This is a genomic window from Streptomyces sp. NBC_00443 (assembly GCF_036014175.1).
GTDB lineage: Bacteria > Actinomycetota > Actinomycetes > Streptomycetales > Streptomycetaceae > Streptomyces.
The window spans coordinates 3,536,315-3,554,853 of the sequence record NZ_CP107917.1 but is presented as its reverse complement, the minus strand read 5'-3'; the positions used below and the strand labels follow the sequence as shown (position 1 = coordinate 3,554,853).

17 protein-coding genes, 1 pseudogene and 1 riboswitch are annotated in these 18,539 nt (G+C 70.9%); of the genes and pseudogenes, 9 read left to right on the top strand and 9 right to left on the bottom strand.

What is annotated here, in order from left to right; translation table 11 throughout:
• Nucleotides 1–6: 6 nt before the first annotated feature.
• Entirely contained in the window at nucleotides 7–990 is a 984-nt protein-coding gene (locus OHO27_RS15730) for a hypothetical protein (protein ID WP_443059708.1), read from the bottom strand.
• 137 nt (nucleotides 991–1,127) lie between these two features.
• On the opposite strand from OHO27_RS15730, the gene OHO27_RS15725 reads away from it, so the two are divergent.
• Both OHO27_RS15725 and OHO27_RS15720 read left to right on the top strand, forming a co-directional pair.
• Nucleotides 1,128–1,499, top strand: a complete 372-nt coding sequence (locus OHO27_RS15725; protein ID WP_328424368.1) for a hypothetical protein — start codon at nucleotides 1,128–1,130, stop codon at nucleotides 1,497–1,499.
• Nucleotides 1,500–1,515: 16 nt separating this feature from the next.
• Nucleotides 1,516–2,717, top strand: a pseudogene (locus OHO27_RS15720) (glutathionylspermidine synthase family protein).
• A gap of 209 nt (nucleotides 2,718–2,926) precedes the next feature.
• On the opposite strand, the gene rocD reads toward OHO27_RS15720, so the two are convergent.
• Nucleotides 2,927–4,141 carry an ornithine--oxo-acid transaminase gene (rocD, locus tag OHO27_RS15715; RefSeq protein WP_328424366.1) on the bottom strand — a complete coding sequence of 405 codons (1,215 nt, stop codon included), beginning with the start codon at nucleotides 4,139–4,141 and terminating at the stop codon, nucleotides 2,927–2,929.
• Nucleotides 4,142–4,302: 161 nt separating this feature from the next.
• A riboswitch (ZMP/ZTP riboswitch) is annotated at nucleotides 4,303–4,405 on the top strand.
• A gap of 31 nt (nucleotides 4,406–4,436) precedes the next feature.
• Between rocD and OHO27_RS15710 the strand changes: the two genes are divergently transcribed.
• Nucleotides 4,437–5,885, top strand: coding sequence for a glycine hydroxymethyltransferase (locus OHO27_RS15710; protein WP_328424364.1), 1,449 nt, complete (start codon nucleotides 4,437–4,439; stop codon nucleotides 5,883–5,885).
• A 27-nt stretch (nucleotides 5,886–5,912) separates the two neighbouring features.
• On the opposite strand, the gene OHO27_RS15705 is transcribed toward OHO27_RS15710, so the two are convergent.
• From OHO27_RS15705 to OHO27_RS15690, 4 genes are all read right to left on the bottom strand, one after another.
• Nucleotides 5,913–6,581: a hypothetical protein gene (locus tag OHO27_RS15705; protein WP_328424362.1), complete on the bottom strand. Its 669-nt coding sequence runs from the start codon at nucleotides 6,579–6,581 to the stop codon at nucleotides 5,913–5,915.
• Nucleotides 6,582–6,802: 221 nt separating this feature from the next.
• Complete coding sequence (locus OHO27_RS15700; protein ID WP_328424360.1) at nucleotides 6,803–7,516, bottom strand: hypothetical protein; 714 nt, start codon at nucleotides 7,514–7,516, stop codon at nucleotides 6,803–6,805.
• 360 nt (nucleotides 7,517–7,876) lie between these two features.
• Complete coding sequence (locus OHO27_RS15695) at nucleotides 7,877–8,875, bottom strand: hypothetical protein (protein ID WP_443059549.1); 999 nt, start codon at nucleotides 8,873–8,875, stop codon at nucleotides 7,877–7,879.
• Nucleotides 8,868–9,428, bottom strand: coding sequence for an RNA polymerase sigma factor (locus OHO27_RS15690; protein WP_328424356.1), 561 nt, complete (start codon nucleotides 9,426–9,428; stop codon nucleotides 8,868–8,870). The genes OHO27_RS15695 and OHO27_RS15690 overlap by 8 nt, the downstream gene beginning before the upstream one ends.
• A gap of 141 nt (nucleotides 9,429–9,569) precedes the next feature.
• Here OHO27_RS15690 and trpS point away from each other — a divergent pair, with 141 nt between their 5' ends.
• Together trpS and OHO27_RS15680 are read left to right on the top strand one after the other, a co-directional pair.
• Nucleotides 9,570–10,583, top strand: coding sequence for a tryptophan--tRNA ligase (trpS, locus tag OHO27_RS15685; protein WP_328424354.1), 1,014 nt, complete (start codon nucleotides 9,570–9,572; stop codon nucleotides 10,581–10,583).
• A 210-nt stretch (nucleotides 10,584–10,793) separates the two neighbouring features.
• Nucleotides 10,794–11,372: a 2'-5' RNA ligase family protein gene (locus OHO27_RS15680; protein ID WP_328424352.1), complete on the top strand. Its 579-nt coding sequence runs from the start codon at nucleotides 10,794–10,796 to the stop codon at nucleotides 11,370–11,372.
• Between the two features lie 441 nt (nucleotides 11,373–11,813).
• On the opposite strand, the gene OHO27_RS15675 is transcribed toward OHO27_RS15680, so the two are convergent.
• Both OHO27_RS15675 and OHO27_RS15670 read right to left on the bottom strand, forming a co-directional pair.
• Nucleotides 11,814–12,569, bottom strand: a complete 756-nt coding sequence (locus OHO27_RS15675) for a decaprenylphospho-beta-D-erythro-pentofuranosid-2-ulose 2-reductase (protein ID WP_328424350.1) — start codon at nucleotides 12,567–12,569, stop codon at nucleotides 11,814–11,816.
• Between the two features lie 68 nt (nucleotides 12,570–12,637).
• Complete coding sequence (locus OHO27_RS15670; protein ID WP_328424348.1) at nucleotides 12,638–13,993, bottom strand: FAD-binding oxidoreductase; 1,356 nt, start codon at nucleotides 13,991–13,993, stop codon at nucleotides 12,638–12,640.
• Nucleotides 13,994–14,126: 133 nt separating this feature from the next.
• Between OHO27_RS15670 and OHO27_RS15665 the strand changes: the two genes are divergently transcribed.
• From OHO27_RS15665 to OHO27_RS15650, 4 genes are all read left to right on the top strand, one after another.
• On the top strand, nucleotides 14,127–14,663 hold the full coding sequence (locus tag OHO27_RS15665) for a phosphatase PAP2 family protein (RefSeq protein ID WP_328424346.1): 537 nt from the start codon (nucleotides 14,127–14,129) through the stop codon (nucleotides 14,661–14,663).
• A complete protein-coding gene (locus OHO27_RS15660) occupies nucleotides 14,656–15,648 on the top strand; it encodes a decaprenyl-phosphate phosphoribosyltransferase (protein ID WP_328424344.1) in 993 nt (330 codons plus the stop codon). The genes OHO27_RS15665 and OHO27_RS15660 overlap by 8 nt, the downstream gene beginning before the upstream one ends.
• A gap of 224 nt (nucleotides 15,649–15,872) precedes the next feature.
• Nucleotides 15,873–16,298, top strand: a complete 426-nt coding sequence (locus OHO27_RS15655) for a GtrA family protein (protein ID WP_328430454.1) — start codon at nucleotides 15,873–15,875, stop codon at nucleotides 16,296–16,298.
• Nucleotides 16,286–17,269 (top strand): YihY/virulence factor BrkB family protein, encoded by a 984-nt coding sequence (locus OHO27_RS15650; protein ID WP_328424342.1) that lies wholly within the window; start codon nucleotides 16,286–16,288, stop codon nucleotides 17,267–17,269. The genes OHO27_RS15655 and OHO27_RS15650 overlap by 13 nt, the downstream gene beginning before the upstream one ends.
• Here OHO27_RS15650 and OHO27_RS15645 read toward each other — a convergent pair.
• On the bottom strand, nucleotides 17,217–18,503 hold the full coding sequence (locus OHO27_RS15645; RefSeq protein WP_328424340.1) for a D-alanyl-D-alanine carboxypeptidase family protein: 1,287 nt from the start codon (nucleotides 18,501–18,503) through the stop codon (nucleotides 17,217–17,219). The genes OHO27_RS15650 and OHO27_RS15645 overlap by 53 nt on opposite strands.
• Nucleotides 18,504–18,539 lie beyond the last annotated feature (36 nt).

Below are 18,539 nucleotides of genomic sequence, written 5' to 3'. Positions count from 1 at the left end.
GCCCGTTCAGGGCCGATAGCGGGGGTCTGGGGGCGGCAGCCCCCAGGGCGCGGGGTCGAAGGGGCAGAGCCCTTTCAAGGACGGGAAGGGTAGGGGCGGCGGGGGCGAAATCCCACACCCCCACTCAGCCAGCCACCCGAGCCCGCCCGCCCCTTCCTCCTCCCCGCCGGAGGCAACCGGCGCCTCCCCGAACCGCGCCAACGCCAACGCCCCCACCACCGACACCACAAACCCCAGCACCGCCAGCCAGGCCAACCCCTCCCGCGTACGATCCCCCAACCACACCACCCCCACCAGCGCCGGCCCAACCGTCTCGCCGATCACCATCGCCGCCGTCGCAGTCGTCACAGACCCCCGCTGCAACGCCGACGTCAACGCCAGAAACGCAGCCCCACCCCCCAGCAACAGCGCATACGTCGCCGGATTGGCCAAAAGCTCCGGCACCGCCACGGAGTCGATCAACCGCACCGCCACCTCCACCACCCCGAACCCGAACCCCGCGGCCCACCCGAGCACCAACCCCCGCCCCCGCTCCGGCAACCGCCCACCCGCCAGCCCGACCCCCAGCACCCCCAGAGCCACCCCGAGCATCGCGAACCTGAGTGCGTCCGACCCCTCCCGATCCCCCTCCGCCCCCGAGGCGAGCCCCAGCATCGCGAGCCCGGCACACACCACCCCCACCGCGGCCCACTCACTGCGCCGCAACCGCACCCGCAGCAACCGCGCCGCGACGACCGCCGTCACCGCGAGACTGGACGCCAACGCCGCCCCGACGGCGTAGATCGGAAGCGACCGCAGGGCGACGACCTGCAACACGAACCCCATCCCGTCCAGGGCCAGCCCGGCCAGATACCGCCACTGCCGAAGCGCCCGCAGCAGCACCCCCGCCTCGCCGCCCCGGCCGCCCTGCGCACTCGCCGCCCGCGCGGCCACCGCCTGCAGGACGGTGGCCGTACCGAAACAGACCGCCGCTCCCAGCGCACACACCATCCCAAACAGCACAAAGCGACTGTAGGCGAGCATCGAATGGGCAGCCCTCCGACAGCCCCACACGAAACGATCTCTAGGCTGTCCGCCGGACGAGAAACAAGACGAGCACAACATTTGGAACCTCGGGGGAGACACACATGGCGGAAACACGACGCAGGCTGCGCTCCAGCACAGTCGTCCTCGGCGGAATGGGAGTCATAGCCGCGGCCCTCACCTCCTGCAGCTCCGACCCGGACCGCCGCTGCGTCGACCGCGACAGCTACACCTACGAGGGCTACAAGGTCGTCGCGGACAAGAACTGCAAATCCGGCACGGGTTCGAGCACCTCGTACGGCAACAGCGGCAAGAGCGGCAAGGGCGGCAAGAAGAAGACCGGCAGCGCGGCCGCCGCCTGGTACTACGACGCCGACGTCTCCGGAGGCCGCGCCGACTACGGCACCTTCAGCCGTAGCGAGGCCGTCGACCGCGGCGGCTTCGGCTGCTCGGGCTCGGGCAGCAGCGGCGGCTGAGCAGGACCCGTAGACGATGGAGCGCCGCACGACCACCCCCCGCCCCGGCTGGCAGCAGACCGTCGAGGAGCAGGGGCTCATCTATCCCCTCACCCACCACCCCGACAACTCCTTGCGCCCGTACTGGGACGAGAGCGCCTACTACGTCTTCTCCCTGGAGGAGGTCGAGGCGCTGGAGGAGGTCGTCGAGGAACTCCACCGCATGTGTCTGACGGCGGCTGAGCACATCGTCGCCGAGAACCGCTTCGCCGACCTCGGCATCACCGACCCGCGCATCGTGCACGCGGTCACTGACGCCTGGCACCGCCGCGCCGAACTCCCTCCGTCTACGGCCGCTTCGACCTCCGGTACGACGGCACCGGCCCGGCGAAACTCCTGGAGTACAACGCCGACACCCCCACCTCCCTAGTCGAAGCCGCCTCACCCCAGTGGTTCTGGATGGAGGAACGCTTCCCCGGCGCCGACCAGTGGAACTCCCTCCACGAACGCCTCATCGCCGCGTGGAAGAAACAGTCCGCCCTGCTCCCGCCCGGCAGCCCCCTGTACTTCGCGTACTCCTCCGCCGACGAGCTCGGCGAGGACATGATGACCGTCGCCTATCTGAAGGAGACCGCGGAGCAGGCGGGGCTGGACACCGGCTGGATCTCCATGGAGGAGATCGGCTGGGACCGCCTCTCGGGCCGATTCGTCGACACCCGACTGCGCTTCATCCGCAGCTGCTTCAAGCTCTACCCCTGGGAGTGGCTCACCACCGACCGCTTCGCCGACCACGTCCTCGGCACCCTCGACAACGGCGGCGGCACCGGCTCGACGCTGTGGATCGAGCCCGCCTGGAAGATGCTCCTCAGCAACAAGGCCCTCCTCGCCATCCTCTGGGAGCTCTACCCGGACCACCCGAACCTGCTCCCCGCCCACCTCGACGGGCCACGCGAGCTGGCGAGGACGACTGGTTACGTGGCCAAGCCCCTGCTGGGCCGGGAGGGCGCCGGAGTGACCGTGCACGAGCCGATCTCCTCGAACACCACCGGCGCCGACCCCGCCGTCCGCGAAGAGCCCTGCTGCTACCAGCAGTTGGCTCCCCTTCCCGCCTTCGACGGCAACCACGTCGTCCTCGGCGCCTGGGTCGTCGAGGACGAGTCGGCGGGCCTGGGCATCCGCGAGTCGTCCGGCCTGATCACGGACGAGTACGCGCGCTTCGTCCCGCACGTGATCCTCTGAGGGCGCCGACCGGCGAGGCAACCCACTGCTGCACCCGGCTCGGTTCCCCCGAACCACCGTCCACCACCTGACCCGGACGCTCCACGGTCCCGACCTCGTGGAGCTCCCCGGCATGGCCAACGTCCTCCCGCCCGAGATCCACAAGCCTCTCGCCCACGCGATCCTCGACCACCGCACCCGGCTGAAGCCGGACGGCCGCCGGCGCCGGTTCACATCCCGAGCACACCCCGCAGCTGGCCGAGCCCCCAGTCCAGGTCCTCCTTCCCGATCACCAGCGGCGGCGCGATGCGGATCGTCGACCCGTAGGTGTCCTTCACCAGCACACCCCGGTCCATCAGCTTCTCCGACACATCCCGCCCCGTGCCGTACATCCGGGCGATGTCGATCCCCGCCCACAGCCCGCGTCCCCGCACCGCCGTCACCCGCCCCGTCCCGGCCAACAGGCCCAGCTCCCGGTGCAGATGCGCGCCGAGCTGCGCCGCCCGCTCCTGGAACTCGCCCGTCCGCAGCATTGCGATCACCTCCAGCGCCACCGCACAGGCCAGCGGATTCCCGCCGAACGTCGACCCGTGCTCGCCGGGCCGGAACACGCCGAGCACATCGGCCGACGACACCACCGCCGACACCGGCACGACCCCGCCCCCGAGTGCCTTCCCGAGCACATACACGTCCGGCACCACCCCCTCGTGCTCGCATGCGAACGTGCGACCCGTGCGCCCCAGCCCCGACTGGATCTCGTCCGCCATGAACAGCACGTTGCGCTCCCGCGTCAGCTCCCGCACCGCCGGCAGGTAACCGGCCGGCGGCACGAGCACCCCCGCCTCGCCCTGGATCGGCTCCAGCAGCACCGCCACGGTGTTCTCCGTCAACGCCTCCCGCATCGCCGTCAGATCCCCGTACGGCACGATCTCGAAGCCCGGCGTGTACGGCCCGAAGTCCGCCCGCGCCTCCGGGTCGGTGGAGAAGCTGATGATCGTCGTCGTGCGGCCGTGGAAGTTGTTGCCCGCGACGACGACCTTCGCCATCTCCGCCGGCACCCCCTTGACCCGGTACCCCCACTTCCGGGCGGTCTTCACCGCCGTCTCCACCGCCTCCGCCCCGGTGTTCATCGGCAGCACCATCTCCATCCCGCACAGCTCGGCGAGCTGCTCGCAGAACGCAGCGAACCGGTCGTGATGAAACGCCCGCGACGTCAGCGTCACCCGCTCCAGCTGCGCCTTCGCCGCGTCCAGGATCCGCCGGTGGCCGTGCCCGAAGTTGAGCGCGGAATACCCGGCCAGCAGATCCAGATACCGCCGCCCCTCCACATCCGTCATCCACGCCCCGTCCGCCGTCGCCACCACGACCGGCAGCGGGTGGTAGTTGTGAGCGCTGTGCGCGTCGACCGCAGCGATCAGGGATTCGGTGGTGCTCGACGTACTCACGGGACTCTCCGTTTCCGCCACCACGAGAGCTCGCGCTCCGCCAGTCACGAGGCTCGTGGCCACTGTCATTTCTGGCCGTTCGAGTGCTTTGCGGCCCCTTCCTATCGTTGCTCGCATGGCTGACGCGGGACCATGCCGCGTCGGCGCGCCCGGTAGGCTGATCGACGGGCCGTGACTGGCGCGCTGGGATGGGACCGACCATCGGGGAGCGGCCCACTGGACCTCGTCGTCCAGCACCGAGTGCCGTGCGCCTGGGCCGAACCGTGAACGCTGCACACGACGTCCGGAGGTCCCCATGCCAGCCGAGCCCCTTTCCACCGAGTCCGCCGCCTTCCGTTCCGCCCTCGACGTGATCCGCGCCGTCGAGCCGCGCGTGGCCGACGCCATCGGCCAGGAGGTCGCCGACCAGCGCGACATGCTCAAACTGATCGCCTCCGAGAACTACGCCTCCCCGGCCACCCTCCTGGCCATGGGCAACTGGTTCAGCGACAAGTACGCCGAGGGCACCGTTGGCCGCCGCTTCTATGCCGGCTGCCGCAACGTCGACACCGTCGAGTCCCTCGCCGCCGAGCACGCCCGCGAACTCTTCGGCGCCCGCCACGCCTACGTCCAGCCCCACTCCGGCATCGACGCCAACCTCGTCGCCTTCTGGGCCGTCCTCGCCGCCCGCGTCGAGGCCCCCGCCCTGGAGAAGGCCGGCGTCCGCCAGGTCAACGACCTCACCGAGGCCGACTGGGCCGAGCTCCGCCAGGCCTTCGGCAACCAGCGCATGCTCGGCATGTCCCTGGACGCCGGCGGCCACCTCACCCACGGCTTCCGCCCGAACATCTCCGGCAAGATGTTCAACCAGCGCTCCTACGGCACCGACCCCGCCACGGGCCTGATCGACTACGAGGCGCTGCGCGCCTCCGCCCGCGAGTTCAAGCCGCTGATCATCGTCGCCGGCTACTCCGCCTACCCCCGTCTCGTGAACTTCCGGATCATGCGTGAGATTGCCGACGAGGTCGGCGCCACGCTCATGGTCGACATGGCCCACTTCGCGGGTCTCGTCGCCGGCAAGGTCCTCACCGGTGACTTCGACCCGGTCCCGCACGCCCAGATCGTCACCACGACCACCCACAAGTCGCTGCGCGGCCCGCGCGGCGGCATGGTCCTGTGCGACGACTCCCTCAAGGACCAGGTCGACCGTGGCTGCCCGATGGTCCTCGGCGGCCCGCTCCCGCATGTCATGGCCGCCAAGGCCGTCGCCCTGGCCGAGGCCCGCCAGGAGTCCTTCCGCGACTACGCCCAGCGCATCGTGGACAACTCCCGAGCGCTGGCCGAAGGCCTGATGCGTCGCAGCGCGACCCTCGTGACCGGCGGCACCGACAACCACCTCAACCTGATCGACGTCGCCTCCTCCTACGGCCTCACCGGCCGCCAGGCCGAGGCCGCGCTCCTCGAGTCCGGCATCGTCACCAACCGCAACTCCATCCCGGCCGACCCCAACGGCGCCTGGTACACCTCCGGCATCCGCATCGGCACCCCCGCCCTGACCACCCGTGGCCTGGGCACCGCGGAGATGGACGAGGTCGCCGCCCTCATCGACCGCGTCCTCACCACCACCGAGCCCGGCACCACCAGCAAGGGCGCCCCCTCCAAGGCTCAGCACATCCTGGACCCGAAGGTCGCCGACGAGATCTCCCACCGCGCCACCGACCTCGTGGCGGGCTTCCCGCTGTACCCGGAAATCGACCTGGGCTGACCCCTCCGGGGCATCTTCCTGGCGTTCTCAGAGATCCAGGTCGATCAGCTCATGGCGTGGTTCCTTCCGCGGCGGTCCGGCTCCCGGCCGGGCCGCCGCGCGGCGTATCAGAAGCGTGCCGCCCACTCCGGTCGCGAACCCGAGGGCCAGCCCGGCCACCGCCCACGCCGCGTCACCCTCAGCCAGGCCGGGCCGCTCCCCGGCGGCAGAGGCCTCGACGAACTGGTCGTCCGTTTCGCCGAGGAGCCCCGCCAGGTCCAGCCGCTCGAAGACGGAGCGGGGTGCCCGGTGCCAGCGGATGTCGTCGTCCTCCACGTCGGGAGCGAGATCCGAGCGCACCCAGGGCGTGCCGTCCGAGGCCACGAAAAGCTGGTCCTGCCGCTGGATGGCCACGTCTCCGCCCGGCGGCCGGTTCGTCCGGGGCCAGCCACCGACCCCGGTCAGTCCCCAGATCACGGTGATGCGCATTGACGGATGACGCCCCTCGACCCACTCCTCGGACACCCGCTCCGTCCCGACATACGTCGGCTGCAGCAGCTGCCAGAGGCGGGCGAAGGCCGACTCGCCGGAGTGCAAGGTCGTCGTCCGTCCCGTGCCACCCACGACGACCAGCGCCACATCGGGAACGTCCCGCCCCTGCGCCGGTACCGCCGCGGCTGTCGTCGCTGTTCCGCACAGGATCAGCGCAGCAGACATCGGGACGAGCAGCGCGAGGCGTGCCCTGTCCCACCCACCTGCTTTCCAGCTTTTCCACCCGCTCCGCCCTCCGCCATGTGCCCCCACTGCTCCCCCTCGCGTCTCATCAGCCCCATCAGCCCCATCAGCCCCATCAGTCCGCCCGCCGGCTGTGCCGGTTCTTGGCGGGCCGGCCTCCAGCCCTGCCCGGCAAGGACCGACGTCCGCATATCAGGCCGCCCTCACACGTCGCGCAGCTCCTGCCTGGGCCCCGGTTCACCGCGCAAGCGCGCCCGAGGGAGTCGCGTGGCGAAGGGCCGTAGTACCAGCGCAAGCACCGCTCCGGCTGCCGCGCCCGGCAGGGCCCACCACCAGTCGGTCCCGCCACCCGACCCGGTTGATTGGGCCAGCGGCACCGCGGTCGCGGTGTCCGGGCTGTCGGTCGCAGTCGCAGCGCCGGACGAGTGCTGTGCGCCCACGCCCTCTTCGGGTGCCTCCGATTCCGGCGGGGCGGCTGCTGCGCTTCCCCAGGCCGAGGTCTTGCTCATCAGGCCCAGGTCCTTGAACAGGGTGCGCAGCTGGGCCGGCTGCTCGGCGCGATGCCAGGTGCCGTTCGTCGGCTGGTTGCGGCCCACAGCGGTGTGTATCCAGACGTTCCGGCCGTCGTCCATCTCATAGACCCGGTCGAGGCGCCACGGCGTCACGTCATGGGCCATCCATGTGACGCTGACCTGGTGGGACGCCATGAGGTCGGCCTCGGGTGGCTTGTCCCGCGTGCCGCTGCCCCCGGGGCCGAGCAGTCGGTCCAGCTCGCCGTACTCCTCGTCCGAGTAGTAGAGCGAAGCCGTCTCCCGGCTCTCCGGTGAGGCAAGGAAGACGCTTGTCGATCCTCCGGCCGTGGCGGGAGCCGCACCCCACAGCAGTAGGGCGAGAGCGGCAGCCAATGCCCCGGTCATGGCCGTGAGTTCACGACACCTACTCCTCCAGTCGCCCCCGCGCGCAGGCGACCGAGCTCCCGAATGACAGGCCTCCTGGCCCGGCAACCGGCCTTCGAAGCGGCCGATCTCATGTCCCCACATCCGAACCCCCAAGTCGAACGATCCCCGTGCGGCCCGACCCCGAGCCGCATGTCACTTCTGGTACACCGCCCGACCCGCCGGGGTTCCCACCCTCAACCCACTATTTCCGGACGGCTCCTTCAAGCCTTCGTCCCGACCATGGGCTCGTCCCGACCATGGGTTTGGTTCCGACCATCGGCTCGTCCCGACCGCGCGTTGGTCCCGGCCACGGGTTGGGCCCGGCCACGAGTCGTCCGCCTAGTTCGAGGGCACCTCGGTCGGCCTCTCCAGCGACCGCGCGATCTCCACCGCTCGGTCCTTCGATGCCACGCCCTCCAGCCGCAGTGTCACGGCCTCGTCCCCGGCCCTGTGGGTCCACAGCAACGTCGGCCCGGCCGTCCGGTCCTCGGGGGCATAGCGTCGGCCGCTCGCGTCCACGAGCCAGACGGTCAGCAGGTGCGGTCGCGCGAGCCACAGGGCCGCGTCGGTCGTGTCGGCGGGCGACGTGTCGGTGCCCAGGGAGATCCATTCCGCTGGTTCGCGCACCGTCTTGGCGAAGCCGACGTCCAGGCTCGCCCGCCGCTCGTCCAGCCGTATCGTGCGCCCGTCCTCGCGCCAGCACAGGCTCACCACCATCCGCCCCTGCGGCTCACCCGTCACCGCGACCGAGTCCGGCATCCCCAGCTCCTCCGGCACCGGTGGCTCGAACCCGGCCCGGCGCTCCGCCTCGGCGAGGGAAACCGAGCGGCCGCAGCCCGGGACCTCGGCGCCGGGCGTGGGGACCGCCGACGGGTCGTACCGCACCTCGACCCCGGCGAAGTCGAACCAGTCGAGCACCGCAGCCCGCACCGGGGGCGTGAGCACAAGCACCGCCAGCAGGCCGCACAGCGCCGCGGTCAGCGAACGCCACCGCACCCGCGTCCAGCGCCGCAGCGCCCGCAGCCGTTCGGCGGCGCCGGATGGCTCGGCCACCGGCACCGGTACGCGCTCGGCGAGTATCTGCCCCAGCACCCGCTCGACCATCGTCTCGGCACCGTCCGCAGCGCCCGGCGCGTCCAGCGAGCGCCCGAGGGCCCGCAACTCCTCGGGCAGCCCCGCTGCTGCGGCTTCGCGTCGGCCGCGATCACCGGCGCCCGTGCTGCCGGATCCTCGACTGCTCCGACCGGCGCCGTCACGCCCGTACGCACGCCGTCCGTCGCCCGCACTTTCGTGCGCCCCCTGACCGTCGCCGTCGTAGGGCCGGCGTCCGTCACCCATGCTCATCACCCCCTTCCCGAGGCTGAAAATCGGGCAGCAACCGCCCCAGCTTCCGCAGCGCGCGGTTCAGCCGGGATTTCACCGTGCCCCGGGGCCAGCCCAGCGCCTGGGCCGTCTCGGACTCGTCCATCTCCAGGAGATAGCGGTAGGTCACGACCAGGCGATGCTCCATGCTCAGCTTCTCCAGGGCGGACTGCAGCGCGGCACGACGCTCTATCTCCAGCGCGGCCACCGCCGGGTCCGCCGACTCCGGTATGAGTGGCTCCGCCTCCACCAACGCCGCCTCGCGCCCGGCGAGCGAGCGCTGGCGGGCCGCCGTGCGCACTGTGTTCCTCGTCTCATTGGCCACGATCGCGAGCAGCCATGGCTTGAACGCCGAGCCGTCCTTGAACCGTCCCAGCGAGCAGTACGCCTTGACGAAGGCCTGCTGCACCACGTCCTCCGCGTCCGCACCCGCCCCGAGCGCGGCGGCCGCCCTGAGCGCGATGCCCGTATGGGCCCGCACCAGCTGCGCATACGCCTCCGGCTCTCCGGCGCGTACGCGTGCGATCACCGCGGCCTCATCGACGATGCGGCCCCCTCCCGCGTTCTCACACTCTTGGTACACCGCCCGGACCGGATCGGTTCCCACCCGTGTCGCATCTGTTTCCGTGCCGTTCCGGATCGGCCCCCGACACCTGAGAGAATGGTGAGCATGGCCTCTGATCGACCCCGCGTGCTCTCCGGAATCCAGCCCACCGCAGGCTCGTTCCACCTCGGCAACTACCTCGGCGCCGTCCGCCAGTGGGTGGCCCTGCAGGAGACCCACGACGCGTTCTACATGGTCGTCGACCTGCACGCGATCACGCTGCCGCAGGACCCCGCGGACCTGCGCGCCAACACCCGGCTCGCCGCCGCTCAGCTCCTCGCCGCCGGCCTCGACCCCGAGCGCTGCACGCTCTTCGTCCAGAGCCACGTCCCCGAGCACGCCCAGCTCGCCTGGGTCATGAACTGCCTCACCGGCTTCGGCGAGGCCTCCCGCATGACCCAGTTCAAGGACAAGTCCGCCAAGCAGGGCGCGGACCGGGCGTCGGTCGGCCTGTTCACGTACCCGATCCTGCAGGTCGCGGACATCCTGCTGTACCGGGCCAACGAGGTCCCGGTCGGCGAGGACCAGCGCCAGCACATCGAGCTCACCCGCGACCTCGCCGAGCGCTTCAACGGCCGCTTCGGCCAGACCTTCACCGTCCCGAAGCCGTACATCCTCAAGGAGACGGCGAAGATCTACGACCTTCAGGACCCGTCGATCAAGATGAGCAAGTCGGCGTCCACGCCGAAGGGCCTCATCAACCTGCTCGACGAGCCCAAGGCCACCGCCAAGAAGGTCAAGAGCGCGGTCACCGACACCGACACCGTCATCCGCTACGACGTCGCGAACAAGCCGGGCGTCAGCAACCTGCTCACGATCTACTCGACCCTCACCGGGACGGGAATCGCGGAACTGGAGCAGAAGTACGACGGCAAGGGCTACGGTGCGCTCAAGACGGACCTCGCCGAGGTCATGGTCGAGTTCGTGACGCCGTTCCGGGAGCGCACCCAGCAGTACCTGGACGACCCGGAGACGCTGGACTCGATCCTGGCCAAGGGCGCGGAGAAAGCGCGTGCCGTCGCCGCGGAGACGCTCTCCCAGGCGTACGACAAGGTGGGCTTCCTGCCGGCCAAGCACTGAGCCCGCAGCACGGCAGGCGGCCGGAACACGGCCGTACCACCGCACAGCGCTGCACATCACTACGGTTGCGCCTGCCCGCAGCACCGCCGTGGCCGTACAGTCGATAGCCGAGTGGCCGCATCGGCGGCCGCTCACGCTCACCAAAGGGCACGAGCTCACAACAGGACGAGCCTCGCGATGCGAGCTCACCGACAGACGACAGGAGACGACGTGGGGACCGTAACGATCGGCGTGTCGATCGCGGTCCCGGAGCCTCACGGCAGCCTGCTCCAGGAGCGGCGCGCGGGCTTCGGCGACGCCGCGGCTCACGGCATCCCCACGCACGTCACACTGCTGCCGCCGACAGAGGTCGACGCCTCGCTGCTGCCCGCGATCGAGGCGCATCTCGTCGAGGTCGCTGCAGCCGGCCGCCCCTTCCCGATGCGGCTGTCCGGCACCGGCACCTTCCGGCCCCTCTCGCCGGTCGTCTTCGTCCAGGTCGTCGAGGGCGCCGCGGCCTGCACCTGGCTGCAGAAGCAGGTCCGCCACGCCTCCGGGCCGGTCGCCCGCGAACTGCAGTTCCCGTACCACCCGCATGTCACCGTCGCGCACGGCATCGACGAGGCTTTGATGGACCGCGCCTTCGAGGCACTGGCCGACTACCAGGCCGCTTGGTCATGCAACGGCTTCGCCCTCTACGAGCAGGGCGCCGACGGCGTGTGGCGCAGGCTGAGGGATTTCGCCTTCGGCGGCTCGGTGGTGCCGCCGCAGTCGGGCTCGGTGGAGCGGGGTTCGATCCCGGCGGGGTAGCTCCGCTGGTGGGGCGGGGGCGGTCGGTGGTTGGCTGCGGGTTGGTTGTGGCTGGTTGCGCAGTTCCTCGCGCCCCTAGGGGGTTGCCGAGTCACGGCATTGATGCGGTGACTCCGTTTTTGGCTTCGCAGGTGGTGTTGGGTCGTTGGTTGGCTGCGGGCCCGTTGTGGTTGGTCCAGTTCCCCGCGCCCCTGGGGGCGTTGCCGAGTCGCGGCATTGATGCGGTGACTCCGTTTTTGGCTTCGCAGGTGGTGTTGGGTCGTTGGTTGGCTGCGGGCCCGTTGTGGTTGGTCCAGTTCCCCGCGCCCCTAGGGGGTGTTGCCGAGTCGCGGCAGTGCTGCGGTGACCGTTTTCGGGTTCGTGGTGGCTGGTTGCGCAGTTCCCCGCGCCCCTGGGGGTTGTCGGGGCGCGGCGTTGATGTGGTTATCCCTGCAGCGGGGTCTAGATCGGCAGGCGGCGGAACATTGCTCGCGGTACGTGCCGTAGCGCTGACATCACCAGCCTGAGTGCGCCCGGGACCCATACCGTCTCCGAGCGGCGCCGCAGGCCTGCTTCGATTGCTGTCGCGACCGCCTCTGGGGTGGTCGCGAGCGGGGTTTCCTCCAGGCCGGCGGTCATCTTGGACCGTACGAATCCGGGGCGGACGATCATGACGTGGACGCCGGTGCCGTGCAGGGCGTCGCCCAGGCCCTGGGTGAAGGTGTCGAGGCCGGCCTTGCTGGAGCCGTAGATGAAGTTGGCGCGCCGGGCCCGCTCGCCGGCGACCGAGGAGAGGACGACCAGGGAGCCGTGGCCCTGGTTCTGGAGGGCGCTCGCGGTGACCAGGGTCGCCGACACGGCGCCTGTGTAGTTGGTCTGGGCGACCCGCACCGCGCTCAGCGGCTCGCGCTCGTCGTGGGCCTGGTCGCCGAGGATCCCGAAGGCGAGCAGCACCATGTCGATGTCGCCCTCCGCGAAGACCTTGCCGAGCGCCGCCTCGTGGGACTCGGGGTCGAGCGCGTCGAAAGCCACCGTGTGCACGTCGGCTCCCAGAGCGCGCAGATCGGCCGCGGACTGCTCCAGGGCGGGTGACGGGCGGCCCGCCAGCCAGACCGTGCGGGTACGGCGCGCGATCAGGCGGCGTGCGGTGGCCAGCGCGATCTCGGACGTACCGCCGAGGACGAGCAGGGACTGGGGGAGGCCGAAGGCGTCCTTCACGACAGCTCCTAGGGATCTGAGGGTCCGAGAGATGAGGGTTGACGGTGCGAGAGGTCCGCCGGCCGGTGCTACAGGGCCAGTCGGCGGGCCAGGTCCGAGACGAACACCCCGCGCGGGTCCACCTCCGCGCGCAGTGCGCGGAAGGCGTCCAGGCGGGGGTACATCGCGGCGAGCAACTCGGGCCGCAGCCGGGAGTCCTTGGCGAGGTACACGCGCCCGCCCGCCGCGGCCACCTCCTCGTCCAGCGCGTCGAGGAGGGCGGCCAGGCCGGGCAGGCCGGCCGGGATGTCCAGGGCCAGGGTCCAGCCGGGCGCGGGGAAGGAGAGCCAGCCGGGGTCGGCTTCCCCGAAGCGCTTGAGGACGGCCAGGAAGGACGGACAGCGGTGCTCGGAGACGCGCCGCACGATCCGGCGCAGCGTCTCCTCCTGGCCGTGTCCGACGACGAACTGATACTGCACGAAGCCGCCCCGGCCGTAGATCCGGTTCCAGTGCGGGACGCCGTCCAACGGGTGGAAGAAGGCGGAGAGCCGCTGCAGTTCGCCGGTACGCGCGCGTGGGGCCTTGCGGTACCAGAGCGTGTTGAACCAGCCCACGGTACGGGGGTTCAGCAGGCCTACCGGCAGGAACGCGGGCGCGGCCGGCAGGCGGGCGGGGCGGAAGGCGAGCGGGTCCCTCCACGCGCGCGTGCCTTCGCGGAGCGCCTCCAGGGGCGCGTGGTCGCCGCGGGTGAGCACCGCGCGGCCCGTCGCCGCGCCGCGTGCCAGCAAATCGATCCAGGCCACCGAGTACCGGTAGTGGTCGTCGGTGGCCGCCAGGCGTGCCATGAGGTCGTCGAGATCCCGCGCGCGTTCCGTGTCGACGGACATCAGCGAGGTCTGCACCGGCTGGAGTTGGAGCGTGGCCGTCAGGATCACGCCGGTCAGGCCCATGCCGCCGGTGGTCGCGTCGAACAAAGGCGTGCCTCGTCGGACGGTACGGATCTCGCCGTCAGCGGTGAGGAGTTCCAGCGACAGGACGTGACGGGAGAACGCGCCCGACACGTGGTGGTTCTTGCCGTGGATGTCGGCCCCGATGGCGCCGCCGACCGTCACATAGCGGGTGCCGGGCGTCACCGGAACGAACCAGCCGAGCGGGAGCAGCACCTCCATCAGCCGGTGCAGGGAGACACCCGCGTCGCAGGCCACGGTGCCGCCGTCGGAGTCGATCGCGTGGATGCGGTCCAGGCCGGTCATGTCGAACACCGCGCCCCCGGCGTTCTGCGCCGCGTCCCCGTACGCCCGCCCCAGGCCCCTCGGGATGCCTCCGCGAGCCCCGCAGCCCCGGACGGCGGCCGCCGCCTCCTCGTACGTCCTGGGGCGGATCAGGCGGGCTGTGGTGGGGGCGGTGCGGCCCCATCCCGTGACGGAGACGGTGTCGGCAGGCATGTCGGCGACCGTAGCGCCCGCATCTGAGGGATTACTTCTGAAACATCCAGCTTCTCCCCGAAATGGGTGATTAATGGGATGTCGCTCAATATTGCCGTAATTCTGGCTCTGTGGGCGTGAACAGTGAGTCCACATGGACCACCTCGACGACATCGATCAGCGAAGCCTTCGGGGCGCGGACCGCCGAATCCTTTCCGCTTTTCATGCCCGCGCCCGTGACCCACGGGTCGCCGCCGCCGCTCGTGCCCTCTCCCGGGCGGGCGAGCACGGCGCGCTGTGGCTGGCGGCGGGCGTCGCGGGGGCTGCCCTGGACGGTGGGCGACGTGACGCGTGGCTGCGCGGTACGGCGCTCACCGCGGGTGCGCACCTCGTCAGCATGGGGGTGAAGAGGGTGGTGCGCCGCCCGCGCCCGGCGCATGTCGAGCCCCTGGTGCGCACCCTCGGCCGGCACTCCTTCCCCAGCTCCCACGCGGCCTCCGCGGCGGCTGCCGCCGTCGCCTACGGTGCGCTCGGCGCGTACACGATCGTGCCGCTCGCCGCCGCGATGTGCGTGTCGCGCCTGGTCGTCGGTGTGCACTACCCCTCGGACGTGGCGGCAGGCGTGGCCCTCGGGGCGCTCACGGCGCGCGCCGGGTCGCGCTGGATGAGCGCAGGGGGCGCCCGTGCCTGAGACCGCGCACCTGACAAGCGCCGCGCGCATCAGACAGGCTGCGCTCCACGAGCAGCGCACGCCCCCGCGACGAGCCGTGCCACCGCCGCGCGAAGGCGGCCCCCGCGCGCTGCTGAAAGGGCTGCTCAAGACCGCGCGCCCCAAGCAGTGGGTCAAGAACGTCCTGGTCATCGCCGCTCCGGCCGCCGCCGGTCGGCTCTTCTCGACCCATGCCCTGACCCAACTCGCGCTCGTCTTCGTCCTCTTCACCGCCAGTGCCGCCGCCGTCTACCTGGTCAACGACGCCCGCGACGCCGAGGCGGACCGCGCGCATCCCACCAAGCGCCACCGGCCGGTCGCCGCCGGTCAGGTCCCCGTGCCGGTCGCCTACGCCGTCGGCGGCGCCCTGGCCGCCCTCACGCCGGCCGCCGCGGCCTGGCTGACCTCACCGGCCGTCGCGGCCCTGCTCGCGGCGTACATCGGCATGCAACTGGTGTACTGCGTCAGTCTCAAGCACGTCCTGGTCGTCGACCTCGCCGTCGTCACGACCGGGTTCCTGATGCGGGCGGTCATCGGTGGGCTCGCGCTCGGCATCCCGCTGTCGCGCTGGTTCCTGATCACGACCGGGTTCGGGGCGCTGTTCATGGTGTCGGCCAAGCGCTACTCCGAGGCCGTGCAGATGGCCGGGAAAGCGGGCGCCACGCGCGCGTTGCTCACCGAGTACACCACCGGCTACCTGCGCTTCGTCTGGCAGTTGGCGGCCGGGGTCGCCGTCCTCGCCTACTGCTTGTGGGCCCTGGAGGAGGGCGGCGTCCCGCACACGAGCGTGCTGCCCTGGCGCCAGCTGTCCGTGGTCGCCTTCGTCCTCGCCATCCTGCGCTACGCGGTCTTCGCCGACCGCGGCACCGCGGGCGAACCCGAGGACGTCGTCCTGCGCGACCGAGCGCTCGCCCTCATCGGCGTGATGTGGCTGGCCATGTACGCGTTGGCAGTGGCCAATTGGTAAGCACGCGCGTGTGGCGGGGCCGGGGTGAAGTGGCCGGCACGCGGGCGTGGCCCCGCGGGGGTGAGGGGAGCGGCACGCCTGTGGGGGAGGAGGGAAGTGACGGGGGTGGCCCGCGTGTGTGTTCGGGCGGAGGTGAGGGGGATGCCTCGCGGGTGTGGGCGGGCGAGGGTGAGGGGGGTGCCTCGTGTGTGTGGGAGGGCGGGGCCGAGGTGGGGCGTACGCGTGTGTGGGGTGACCGGCGTGAACTCCTCGGCTTCGCCACCGTCGGCCTGCTCGCCTACGCCGTCGACCTCGCCCTCTTTACCTGGCTGCGAGGCCCGGCCGCCCATGGCCCCCTCTCCGCCAAGGCCCTCTCCTTCGTCGCCGCCTGCACGGTCGCCTACGCCGGGAACGCCCTCGGCACCTACCGCCGCACCCACCCGACGGGCCTGCGCCCCTACGCCCTCTTCCTCCTGGTGAACATCGCCGGAGCGGCCGTACAACTGCTGTGTCTCACCGTCAGCCACTACGGGCTCGGCCTCACCTCCCAGCGCGCGGACACCGTCTCCGGAGCCGGAATCGGGATGGCGCTGGCTACGGTCCTGCGGTTTTGGGGCACTCGCACATTGGTCTTCCGGAGGGAGGGCAGAGTCGGATCATGGACTGGCTGAAGAAGCTCCCCGTCGTCGGGTCCGCGGCGACCTGGCTGATGACCACGCACGCGTGGCGGTCGTACGAGCGCATGGACCGGGTGCATTGGACACGGCTGGCCGCCGCGATGACGTTCACCAGCTTCGTGGCGCTGTTCCCGTTGCTCACCGTGGCCGCGGCGATCGCTGCCGCGACGCTGAGCACGGAGCAGCAGAACAAGCTCGAGGACAAGATCGCCGACCAGGTGCCCGGCATCTCCGACCAGCTCAACATCGACGCACTGGTGCAGAACGCCGGCACTATCGGCCTCATCGCCGTTGCCGCCCTGCTGTTCACCGGCATCGGCTGGGTCACCGCCACGCGCGAGTGCCTGCGCGCGGTGTGGGAGCTCCCCGACGAGGAGGAGAACCCCGTCCTGCGCAGGGCCAAGGACGCGCGCGTCCTCCTCGGCTTCGGCGGCGCCTTGCTGGTGACGATCGCGGCCTCCACGGTCGCCTCCGCCCTGGTCGGCTGGATCACCCGGCAGCTGGGCATCGACGAGGGCGGCTGGGGCGGGATCCTGCTGCAGATCGCCGCGCTCCTGGTCGCCGTACTCGCCAACTTCCTGCTGCTGCTGTACGTGCTGACCCTGCTGCCCGGCGTCGAACCGCCGCGCCGCCGGCTGATGGTGGCCGCACTGATCGGCGCCATCGGGTTCGAACTGCTGAAGCTGCTGCTCAGCGGCTATATGCAGGGCGTGGCCACGAAGAGCATGTACGGCGCGTTCGGCGTGCCCGTCGCCCTGCTGCTGTGGATCAACTTCACCTCGAAGCTGGTGGTGTTCTGCGCCGCCTGGACGGCGACGCAGAGCAAGGAGGTCGAGCTCGCCGACGAGTCCGAAAGCCCCAGCGAGCCCGAGACGGGTGAGCCCGGGAAGGGTGAGCCCGTGAAACCGGAGGTCAGGAACGGCCCCGACGCCGCACCAGGTCGGGCAGCGGCCACCGGCGGTTGATCAGGAACGCGCCCGCCGCGAGCAGCACCAGCGCCCCGCCGGTGATCCCGAGCGCGACGCCGACACCGCTCGAGCCGTCCGCGGCCGAGGCACCCACCGCCGGCTTCGAGGACTTCTCGGCGTCCCCGGTGCCGCCGGCCTCCCCGGAGTCGTTCGCACCCGGCTGGGCGGTGGTCTGCGCCGCGCTCTTCGGCGGCACCAGCTCACCCACCGGCTGCGCCTTGCCGGCCGCCTGGAAGCCCCAGTCGAAGAGCCTCGCAGTCTCCTTGTAGACCTCGTTGTGCTCGCTCTTCTCCGGGTTCATGACGGTGACGAGCAGCACCTTGCCGTTGCGCTCGGCGACGCCGGTGAAGGTGGAGCCGGCGTTCGTGGTGTTGCCGTTCTTGACCCCCGCGATGCCCTGGTAGACGGAGATGTCGGAGTCGCCGCTGAGCAGCCGGTTGGTGTTCTGGATCTCGAAGTTCTCCCGGACGGACTTGCCCTTCTTGTTCTTCTTCGTCTCGCCCGGGAACTTGGCGCTGACGGTCGAGCAGTACTCCCGGAAGTCCTTCTTCTGCAGCCCGGAGCGGGCGATCAGGGTCAGGTCGTACGCCGACGACACCTGGCCCGGTGCGTCGTAGCCGTCGGGGGACACCGCGTGCGTGTCGAGGGCCTGCAGCTCCTCGGCGTGCTTGTTCATATCGTTGACGGTGTTGTCGATTCCGTCGTTCATCTTCGACAACACGTGCACGGCGTCGTTGCCGGAGCGCAGGAAGACCCCGAGCCACAGGTCGTGGACGCTGTACGTCTCGCCTTCCTTTATCCCGACCATGCTGGAGCCGGACCCGATGTCCGCCAGGTCGGACGGGACGACCTCGTGCTCCATGGTCTTCGGGAACTTCGGCAGCAGGGTGTCGGCGAACAGCATCTTCATGGTGCTCGCGGGCGCCAGCCGCCAGTGCGCGTTGTGCGCGGCCAGCACATCGCCGGACTCGGCGTCGGCGACGACCCAGGAGCGGGCGGTCAGGTCCTTGGGCAGGACGGGGACGCCGCCCGCGAGGTTCACCTGGGTGCCGGGCTGCCCCAGCCGCTCGCCGCCCACGGTCGACATGTTCGCCGGGGGAGTGGCGGACGGGCTCGTACTCGGTGACGGCTTGGGAGCCGCGTAGGAGACGGGCGCGGTCAGCGCGAGGGACGACACGACGGCTGAAGTGACCAGCAGGGCTCGCCCGGTGGTCTTCTTGGGTGCGGACACGAGCGAGAACGTACATGCCGTTCCCATGGAAGTCCC

Bases quoted from the DNA above. Each gene is read 5' to 3' on its own strand.
- OHO27_RS15695 (WP_443059549.1), bottom strand. From the start codon at position 8,875: ATGGGTGACGGACGCCGGCCCTACGACGGCGACGGTCAGGGGGCGCAC.
- OHO27_RS15705 (WP_328424362.1), bottom strand. From the start codon at position 6,581: ATGTCTGCTGCGCTGATCCTGTGCGGAACAGCGACGACAGCCGCGGCG.
- OHO27_RS15700 (WP_328424360.1), bottom strand. From the start codon at position 7,516: ATGACCGGGGCATTGGCTGCCGCTCTCGCCCTACTGCTGTGGGGTGCG.
- OHO27_RS15730 (WP_443059708.1), bottom strand. From the start codon at position 990: ATGGTGTGTGCGCTGGGAGCGGCGGTCTGTTTCGGTACGGCCACCGTC.
- OHO27_RS15725 (WP_328424368.1), top strand. From the start codon at position 1,128: ATGGCGGAAACACGACGCAGGCTGCGCTCCAGCACAGTCGTCCTCGGC.
- trpS (WP_328424354.1), top strand. From the start codon at position 9,570: ATGGCCTCTGATCGACCCCGCGTGCTCTCCGGAATCCAGCCCACCGCA.
- OHO27_RS15650 (WP_328424342.1), top strand. From the start codon at position 16,286: ATGGACTGGCTGAAGAAGCTCCCCGTCGTCGGGTCCGCGGCGACCTGG.
- OHO27_RS15710 (WP_328424364.1), top strand. From the start codon at position 4,437: ATGCCAGCCGAGCCCCTTTCCACCGAGTCCGCCGCCTTCCGTTCCGCC.
- OHO27_RS15665 (WP_328424346.1), top strand. From the start codon at position 14,127: ATGGACCACCTCGACGACATCGATCAGCGAAGCCTTCGGGGCGCGGAC.
- OHO27_RS15670 (WP_328424348.1), bottom strand. From the start codon at position 13,993: ATGCCTGCCGACACCGTCTCCGTCACGGGATGGGGCCGCACCGCCCCC.